We start from the raw sequence: 8450 nt of genomic DNA on the forward strand, positions 1-8450 counted from the left end.
GCCGTCGCGTGCGCCGTCCGGTGGCTCGGCGTGCCCGCGGCCGCGAACGAGACGATCGAGGAACTGCCGCTGGAGGGCTGCGAGGTCTTCCCCGGCACCGTCTACTCGGGGCGCTGAGATCCTCGGGGGCAGTTAGGTACCCGGCGAGCTGGGGCACGTCGTCCGCCGCCCGTGAAGCCCTGTCGATGAGCGCCGCCGAAGGCATCGCCCGGGGCTCGGTTCAGTGCGCCGCTCAAGCCCCCGCTCAATGTGTCGCTCAAGCCCGTGCTTAAGCGCGACCAAAGCGCGTTCGCCGGCGTCCGCCTGGTGCGTACACGCGCACACCGGCGCTGATCAGCGCCAACGCGCCCTGTGTGAAGAGGCGTTCACTCCAACGTTGTCAGACTGACCGTCAATATCCTTGGCATGAGCGCTTCCCGAGCTTGCTACCGCCTGGTATCAAATCTGTGACCCACATCACGCCAGGAGGTTCCATGCTGCGCCCCACCCGTACCATGGCCGCCGCCGCGATAGCGGCCCTGCTCACGCTCACCACGTTCTTCGCGGCCTCGTCCGCGAGCGCGGATGCCGTCAACTACGTTGCCCTCGGGGATTCCTACTCCGCAGGTGTCGGCGCCGGGAACTACCTCGGCGACAGCGGCAGCTGCAAGCGGAGCACCAACTCCTACCCGTACCTGTGGCAGAGCGCCAACTCGCCGTCCTCCTTCGGCTTCGTCGCCTGCTCGGGTGCGAGAACCGGAGACGTCCTCAACAGCCAGGTCTCCGCGCTGAGTTCCTCGACCAGCCTGGTCAGCATCACCATCGGCGGCAATGACGCCGGCTTCGCCAGCACGATGCAGACCTGTGTGCTCAGCTCCGAGAGCGCCTGCCTCAGCGCGGTCGCGGCCGGCGAGGCCTACGCACAGAACACCCTGCCCGCCCAGCTCGACCAGGTCTACGCGGCGATCCACGCCAAGGCGCCCAACGCGCACGTCGTGGTCCTCGGCTACCCGCACCTGTACAAGATCGGCGGCAGCTGCATCTTCGGCATCGGCGACACCAAGCGGTCCGCCATCAACGACGCCGCCGACGTGCTCGACGGTGTCATCGCCAAGCGCGCCGCGAACGCCGGCTTCACCTTCGCCGACGTGCGCGACATCTTCACCGAGCACGAGATCTGCGGCTCGCTGGACACCTGGCTCCACAGCACCACGTGGCCGATCGACGAGAGCTACCACCCGAACTCCTCCGGCCAGGCCTACGGGTACCTGCCGGTGTTCTCGCAGTCGTGACGGCTGACGGCTGACGGGTAGCAAGTAACAAGCAACAGATGACAGATAACAGATTTCGAAATCTGTTATCTGTCATCTGTCATCTGTTCGCCCACCCCCGTCGGGTGCGCCCACGCAAGCCGGCACCCCTCCCCCCCGGCACCCCCCCGGCGCCTCAGCGCATCGGCGGGAACGGAATCCCGGCGAGCATCGGCAGCAACTCGGCCTCCTCGTACGCGAGGTGCGCCTCCAGCTCGACCGCCAGCCGGTCGACCTCGGCCCGCAGCCGCTCCGGTTCCTCGACCTCGATCCCCGCCAGGAGTGCGACCAGCTCGTCCTTGATCCGTCCGATCGTCCGGTGCTGCTCGCTCAGGGCGTCCAGCGCGTCCGCCAGTTCCGGATGGCTGTGCGCCAGAGCCGGGAAGATCGCCGCGTCCTCGCCGCGATGGTGGTGCGTCAGCCCCTCGCAGAACGCCAGGCAGTGCTGCCGCAGTTGGAGGCCGAGGCCGGCCCGCTGCCCCGCGACATGCCGCTGCGCCTCCTCGCGGACGTACCGCAGCTGCGCGCGCAGCCAGGTGTGCACCTCCAGCAACTTGTCGGCGAGGCTGCGCACTTCCCGTACAGGCATTTCGGGCCGTTCCAGGACGACGACCGGCAACTCCCGCTCTGTGCGGGCCTGGTAGTCGCCGTACCCCGGCGCCACCCGCGCGACGGCAGCGAACAGCTGCTCCCGCCGCGCTCCTTCGGCCGGGACGGCGATCGCGTCGAACGCCTCCGCGCCGAGCTCGACCCGGACCACGGGATGGGCGAGCAGGTTGCGGTACCACTGTGGGTGGTCAGGCGCCACGCCCGCCGATGCGACGACGACGAGCTCCCCCTCCTCCCGGACGTACCCCAGCGGAACGGTGTGCGCCCGCCCCGACCGGGCCCCGGTGGTGGTGAGGAGCAGCAGATCGCCGCCCTCGAACGGCCCGCCGACCTTGCCGCCGTTGGCGCGGAACTCGTCAATGACACTCTGGTTGAAAGACATGGGCATACGTGTGTGGTGAAGTCTCCGAATGCGTAAGGGAGTCAAGGCCACACGCGGGCGCCGCGAAGCACACGCGCACGCGGACACCGGCGGGCGGCCACGTACGTCAGATCAGGGCAGCGGAGTGAGTGCTCATCGCGCATCGTCCCTTGCAGAAAGGTGCCGGCTCGGCTGTCGACCGGCCCACTGCTCTGTGGCCGACGCCGCGCTGCACGCCCCCATTAGAGCCACGCCGCGGTCACCCTGTCAACGAGCAAGATTGAGTAGGTCGGTCGAGTGGACCTGCCGGCTCGACCGCCACTGCGCCGCTGCTCCCTCCCAATCCGAGGGGGCAGCGGCGCAGTTCGGCGGGGTCAGCGCAGGTAGTCGATCAGGCCGGCGGGCTTGAGGCCTGCGGCCCGGGCGGCGGCGAGCGCGCGGGGGAGGTCGGTGGCGAGGGTGTCGGTCCAGTGCATCAGGACGACGTCGCCGGGCTGCAGGGTGCCGGGGTGCCAGATGTTGGAGGCGCCCCAGCTGAAGTCGGCGTCGGCGGTGAGGACGGTGCGCATGCCGCAGTTGGCCGCGGCCTGCAGGGTGTCGGAGTTCCAGGCGAAGAACGGCGGGCGGAAGACCACCGGGGGCGTGCCGAAGAGGCGGGTCATGGCGTCGCGGGCGTCGCAGATCTCGACCTGCTGCTGGGCGAGGGTGAGCGTGCTGGGGTCGGTGTGCGAGACGCTGTGGTCCTGGATGGAGGAGCCGGGCACGGCGGTGACGCGCCGGAAGAACCCGGGGTCGGTGCCCGCGGGCATCGGCAGCGGGAAGGCCGTGATCGGCAGGTGGTTGTCGGCGATGAACTTCTCCGCCTCGGGCGTGCGCGTCCAGCCGTCGTCGACGGTGAAGAAGACCACCTTGTCGGTGGTGGGCACCGACCCGAGGGGCGTGGCCGGGGCGGGCGCCGGGCCGTCGACGTGCACGTCGTCGACGGAGAACGGACCCTCCTGGTACCAGCCGTGGACGTAGAGCCGGATGCTGCGCGCGTTCGGACCGGTGGTGAACCGCGTGGTGAGCTGCTGCCAGGCGCCGCCCGTGGTCTCCGTCCAGGCGGGGGCGACGTCGTTGCCGGTGCCGGTGGCGCCCAGGTAGACGAAGCTGCCGCGCACCCAGGCGGAGGCCGTGTACGTGGTGTTGGGCTGGACGGAGACGGTCTGCGCGCACTCGCCGGTGGAGTCCGCGTTCGCCGGGGTGACGGTGAGGGCGGAGGTGCCGCTGTGCGGGGCGGTGGTGGTGACGGCCGCCTCGGCGGGCCCGCCGGTGCAGTTCCAGCCGGGGATTGCGCCCCAGTCGGAGAGGTTGGGCGCGGGCAGCTCGAAGCCCGGGTTGGTGGCCAGGTTGACGATCGGGGCGGGGGAGGCGGCAGCGGCGGAAGGCGCGGCCGTCGCCACCGGAGCAGCCGCGGCGACGAGCGCCACGGACGCGGCCAGCGTGGACAGGCGTGTGGACAGGCGTGTGGAAGGACGCGTGGAAGGACGCGTGGAAGGACGCGTGGAAAGACGCGTGGACAGGGACACGTGAGGACTCCTGCGTGTGGGGGAAGCACCCCCGTGGGGAGGGCGTGACCGAAACAATGGACTGGACCAATCGGCCCGTCAAGGGAATCCCGGTGAACGGCCCAGCCGAATGCCACACGCCAACTGCTAAGCCACAAAGGCGACAAGAGGGCACGTCAGGGGACGTACAGTTCCTCGATGTCCGCCGCGTAGTGCTCCGCGATCGCCGCCCGCCGCAGCTTCAGCGACGGCGTGAGCAGCCCTTGCTCCAGGCTGAACTCCCGTGGCAGCAGCCGGAACGCGCGGATCGACTCGGCCCGCGACACCGCCGTGTTCGCCGCCGCCACGGCGCGCTGGATCTCGGTGTGCAGGTGCTCGTCCGCGAGCACCGCCCACGGGTCCAGCTGCTCGCGTCCGGTGGTCCGTTGCCAGTGCGCGAGGGCGGCCGGGTCGAGCGTGATCAGGGCGGCGACGTACGGACGGTCGTCGCCGACCACGAGGCACTGGGAGACGAGCGGGTGCGCCGACACCCGTTCCTCCAGGGCGGCCGGGGCGAGGTTCTTGCCGCTGCTGGTGACGATCAGGTCCTTCTTGCGGCCGGTGATGGTGAGGTACCCGTCGTCGTCCAGGTGGCCGAGGTCCCCGGTGGCGAACCAGCCGTCGTGCAGCGATTCCGCCGTGCAGCGCGGGTGGTTGAGGTACCCGCCGAAGACGGACCCGCCGCGCACCCACACCTCGCCGTCGTCCCCGATCGCCACCGAGGCGCCGGGGATCGGTTGGCCGACCGTGCCGAGCTTCTGCCGGCCGGTCGGGTTGGCGGTGATCGCGGCGGAGGTCTCGGTGAGCCCGTAGCCCTCGTACAGCTGGAAGCCGGCGCCGGCGAAGAACAGCGCGAGCTCGCGGCGCAGCGAGGAGCCGCCGCACACGATGCTGCGCGCCCGGCCGCCGAGGACGGCGCGCAGCCGCGGGTAGACGGTCTGTTCGTACGCGAGGTGGCGCAGTCGCAGTTTGGGGCTCGGGCCGGGGCCGCGGCCGAAGACTTTCCGTTCCCTGGCCGCCGCCCAGTCGACGGCCACTTGCCGGGCCTGCTCGAAGAGTTCGCCGCGTCCGGCGTCCTCGGCGGCGCGCCGGGCCTGCTGGAAGATCTTCTCGAAGACGTACGGGACGGCGTGCAGGAAGGTGGGCCGGAAGGAGTCCAGGGCGGGGAGCAGGGCGTCGGTGGAGACCTCGGCGATGTGGCCGATCCGGAAGCCGCCGCGCATCGCCGCGACCTGCACGGCCCGGCCGTAGACGTGGGCGAGCGGCAGGAAGAGCAGGGTGGAGGGCTGGCCGCCGGAGGGGTCCCGGAAGACGTCGGTCCAGCCGCCGAGCAGGGCGTCGGCCTCGGCGGCCAGGTTGGCGTGGGTGAGCAGGCAGCCCTTGGGGCGTCCGGTGGTGCCGGAGGTGTAGACGACGGTGGCGATGTTCGAGGCGGCGACGCCGAGGCGCTGGCGGTGCACGAGGGCGTCGGGCACACCGAGCCCGTCCTCGGTGATCGCGGTGACGCAGTCGCGGTCGAGCTGCCAGATGCCGCTGAGGTCGGGCAGGGCATCGCAGACCGCGCCGACGGTCATCGCGGCGTCCTCGTCCTCGACCAGGCAGGCGACCGCCTGGGTCTCGGCGAGGATCCAGCGCACCTGCTCGGGCGAGGCGGTGGGGTAGACGGGGACGGTGATGGCGCCGATCGACCAGAGCGCGTAGTCGAAGAGCGTCCACTCGTAGCGGGTGCGGGACATCAGGGCGACCCGGTCGCCGTAGCGCACGCCCCGGGTGAGCAGGCCCTTGGCGAGGGCGAGGACCTCGTCGCGGAACTCGCGGGCGGTGATGTCGCGCCACCCGCCGTCGGCGGTGCGCAGCGCCAACTGGGGGAGGGCGGGGGTGCGTTCGGCGGTGTCGTAGAGCGAGTCGGCGAGTCCTCCGGCGGCCTCGGGCGCGGCCAGGGCCGGGGTGGTGAACTCGCGCACGTTCCTCCCCGGTTCGCGTCTTCCCACGTCGTTCCGCGTCTCGCCGCGGCCTTCTGCGCCGTCCCGCGGTCGTGTCTGCCGTGCCTGCCGTGTGTGTCGGCCTTCTGCGCTGTCCCTCAGCCGGGTCGGCCTGTGTGTGCCCGCCCGAGTGTGTCCGCCCGTGTGTGTCCGGCTACGTGTGTTTGTGGCTGCTTGCGTCGGCTTGCGGCCGGTTCCGTCGGCTTGTGTCTGCTTGCGTCTGCTTACGTCGGTCGTGGAGCCGAAACTATCGGATCGTCCCGCCACTGCACAGGGTTGTGTCGGTGACGCGACGAGATCGGCACCTGGGCGTACGGAAAGTGCCGTACGTCCGTACGGAAAGCGTCGTACGCAGGTGCGGCCGAGGGTGGCGCACGGGCCGTGGCGGGCGCGGCGCTCCTGACGTGTGCGGGGCAAGTGAAGAAGAGGAGCATTCGACCCTCGAACGAGTGGTCAGGGCGTAGTAGGCTCTCGCAGACCTGCGGCCGGGCCCCCGGCCAGGCCTGATCCGTACCCGTCCCCCGACCCGGGCTCCCCACCGCCCGTGCGCTCTCCCCGCTCACCCTCCCCGCCTGCCCGTTCCTGCTCCCCTCCCGCCTTCCCCGCTCGCCCCACCCTCCCCGTTCCGCGCCTGGCACTTCCCGACCGAGGACTCCATGCGTCTGCGTAGCAGCTCGATCCGCGCGAAGATCATCGCGCTGCTCCTGGTGCCCATCGTCGCCCTCACCGCCCTGTGGGCGTACGCGACCGTCGCCACCACCGGAGACGTCTGGAGCCAGCTGGAGCTCAGTCGTACGTACAAGGAGTTCGGCGCCCCCGCCGACCAGTACGCCACCGACCTGCAGAACGAGCGCCGCGCCGCCGTCCAGCGCCTCGCCGACCCGGCCTCGCGCGCCGCCCGGGACGCCTACGACCGCGCCAAGGCCGCCACCGACCGCGACCTCGGCGTCCTGCGCGACAAGAAGGACGCCATCGGCGGCAAGCTCTCCACCGCCCAGCGCGGGCGCCTCCTGCAGATCCTCGCCGCCGCCGACCAGATGGGCCCGCTGCGCGCCCAGATCGGCCGCTCCGCGCTCAACTGGGAGTTCGCGCTCGACCAGTACAGCGACCTGATCAAGCCCGTGTTCGGCTTCCGCTCCGCCTTCGTCGCCCGCCAGAGCGGCCAACTCCCGCGCCAGGGAACGATCCTGATCGAGCTCGTGCGCGCCCGCGAGTACCTGGCCCAGGAGGACGCGGCGATGGAGGGCCTGCGCACCGGCACCGCCCGGCCCACCTCCGAGCAGTACCAGACCGCGCTGGACGCCCTGCACAACCAGCAGGCGCTGTACACCGTCTACATCGCCGAGCTCGAACCCGCCGACCAGGCCGACTACATCGCCCTGCGCGGCGGCGACGCCTGGGCCGCGCTGGTGCGCGCGGAGGCCGACTTCGTCGGCGCCGGCGGACCCGCCAACGTCGCGCAGGCCATCAACGGCGACTCCTGGCGGGAGACCGCCGACCGCGCCCTCAGCGACCTCGCCGCCGTCAACTCCCGCATCGCCGACGGCATCGCCGAGCGCGAACGGTCGTATGCGATGGGCCTGTTGTGGCGCGGCGGGATCGCCGGCGCGGTCGGCCTCGTCGCGATCGTGCTGACGGTGCTCATCTCCTTCCGGATCGGCCGCGGCCTCGCCCGCGAGCTGATCGGCCTGCGCAACGCCGCCAACGAGCTCGCCACCACCCGCCTGCCCGCCGTCATGCGCCGGCTGCGCCGCGGCGAGGCCGTGGACGTGGCCGCCGAGGCGCCGGAACTGCGGTTCGGGCAGGCCGAGATCGGCCAGGTCGGCCAGGCGTTCAACGCCGTGCAGCGCGCCGCCGTCGAGGCCGCCGTCGAACAGGCCGACCTGCGCCGCGGCGTCTCGGCCGTCTTCGTCAACCTCGCCCGGCGCAGTCAGGTGCTGCTGCACCGCCAGCTGACCCTGCTGGACACCATGGAGCGCCGCACCGAGGACCCGGCGGAGCTGGAGGACCTGTTCAAGGTCGACCACCTCACCACCCGCATGCGCCGCCACGCCGAAGGCCTGATCATCCTGGCCGGCGGCTCGCCCGGGCGCGCCTGGCGCAAGCCGGTGCGGATGGTGGACGTCGTGCGCGCGGCGGTCGGCGAGGTCGAGGACTACGCCCGCGTGACCGTCCGGCCGTTCCCCGGCACCGGACTGCTCGGCAGCGCCGTCGCCGACGTGACCCACCTGATCGCCGAACTCGTCGAGAACGCCGCGGTGTTCTCCCCGCCGAACACCCAAGTCACCGTCCAGGGCGAGGTCGTGGCGCACGGCTTCGCGCTGGAGATCGACGACCGCGGGCTCGGGCTGAGCGGCCCCGCGCTCGCCGAGATCAACGAACGCCTCTCCGTGGAGCAGGAGTTCGACCTCGCCGACACCGACCGGCTGGGCCTCTTCGTGGTCAGCCGCCTCGCCCGGCGCCACGGCATCCGGGTGCACCTGCGGCCCTCGCCGTACGGCGGGACGACGGCGGTCGTGCTCATACCGCGCGAGCTGCTGGCGGAGGCGCCGGACGGGCCGTCCGAACCGTCGCAGGCGGGACGCCGTCCGGCGGCGACGGCCCGGCGCGGGCAGCGGGACCT

General features: G+C 71.7%; 5 protein-coding genes. 2 read left to right on the forward strand and 3 right to left on the reverse strand.

Annotated features, from left to right (window positions below; genetic code table 11):
* Positions 1 to 494: 494 nt before the first annotated feature.
* On the forward strand, positions 495 to 1271 hold the full coding sequence (locus tag AB0O00_RS23130; protein ID WP_363654671.1) for an SGNH/GDSL hydrolase family protein: 777 nt from the start codon (positions 495 to 497) through the stop codon (positions 1269 to 1271).
* Positions 1272 to 1425: 154 nt separating this feature from the next.
* Here the strand turns inward: AB0O00_RS23130 and AB0O00_RS23135 are convergent, their stop codons facing one another.
* From AB0O00_RS23135 to AB0O00_RS23145, 3 genes are all read right to left on the reverse strand, one after another.
* Complete coding sequence (locus tag AB0O00_RS23135) at positions 1426 to 2286, reverse strand: nitroreductase/quinone reductase family protein (RefSeq protein WP_363654663.1); 861 nt, start codon at positions 2284 to 2286, stop codon at positions 1426 to 1428.
* Between the two features lie 347 nt (positions 2287 to 2633).
* Complete coding sequence (locus AB0O00_RS23140) at positions 2634 to 3728, reverse strand: polysaccharide deacetylase family protein (protein ID WP_363654665.1); 1095 nt, start codon at positions 3726 to 3728, stop codon at positions 2634 to 2636.
* A 254-nt stretch (positions 3729 to 3982) separates the two neighbouring features.
* Entirely contained in the window at positions 3983 to 5809 is a 1827-nt protein-coding gene (locus tag AB0O00_RS23145; protein ID WP_363654667.1) for an AMP-dependent synthetase/ligase, read from the reverse strand.
* A gap of 674 nt (positions 5810 to 6483) precedes the next feature.
* Between AB0O00_RS23145 and AB0O00_RS23150 the strand changes: the two genes are divergently transcribed.
* Positions 6484 to 8450 (forward strand): nitrate- and nitrite sensing domain-containing protein (locus tag AB0O00_RS23150; protein WP_363654669.1); only part of this gene is annotated, 1967 nt, incomplete at its 3' end.

The sequence above is a fragment of the Kitasatospora sp. NPDC093558 genome (assembly GCF_040683475.1).
Lineage (GTDB): Bacteria > Actinomycetota > Actinomycetes > Streptomycetales > Streptomycetaceae > Kitasatospora.

Coding starts and splice junctions, on each gene's coding strand:
- AB0O00_RS23135 (WP_363654663.1), bottom strand. CDS start 2,286: ATGCCCATGTCTTTCAACCAGAGTGTCATTGACGAGTTCCGCGCCAAC.
- AB0O00_RS23130 (WP_363654671.1), top strand. CDS start 495: ATGGCCGCCGCCGCGATAGCGGCCCTGCTCACGCTCACCACGTTCTTC.